1 protein-coding gene is annotated in these 654 nt (G+C 58.6%); it reads right to left on the bottom strand.

What is annotated here, in order from left to right; translation table 11 throughout:
* The coding region (locus AC0L2K_RS34965; protein WP_473533657.1) for an AMP-binding protein at positions 1-654 on the bottom strand (654 nt) is incomplete at both ends.

Here is a 654-nt window from a genome sequence, read left to right as displayed (position 1 = left end):
GCCGATGTAAAGCTCGCCCACCGCCCCGAACGGCACCGGCTGACCATGAGCGTCCAGAAGGTAGATCCGCGTGTTCGTGATCGGACGGCCGATGGGAGGCAATTGCGGCCAGCATGATGGATCAGCCACGAGGCGGTGCTCCGAGACTACGTGGGTTTCTGTAGGCCCATACTGATTTATCAACCTCGCCCTCGGGTGAGTCTCGAAGAACGACCTGAGCTCGGGGGTGGCTCGCAATTGCTCACCCGCTGTATAAATTTCTTTCAAAGAGGGCAGCAGCGCTCCCCGAGCGCACCAGGCTTCCGCAAAATGTTTCAAGGCTACGAATGGGAGGAAAAGCCTCTCGATCCCTTCTCTGCACACAAAGTCCAGCAACTCGGAAAAGTCGGCACGGGTCTCTTCCCGCACGAGCACCAGTAGCCCGCCGTCCCTCCAGCAACTGAACAATTCCTGGAACGAGACGTCGAAGTTCAAAGTCGTGAACTGAAGTGTACATCGTTTTGGCGCACCAAACTCCGGCGAGGACCAAAGCAAATTCATAAGCGAGCCGTGGGGCATTTCGATGCCCTTTGGGGTTCCGGTGGAGCCGGAGGTGTAGATGACATAGGCGAGATGGCGGGATGTGAGGCCCAGCGCGCGCGGCTCGGGATCGCA

The organism is Mesorhizobium sp. WSM4817, assembly GCF_055811135.1.
Note: the sequence above shows the minus strand (reverse complement) of the source record. Positions and strands in the feature narration are given on the sequence as shown.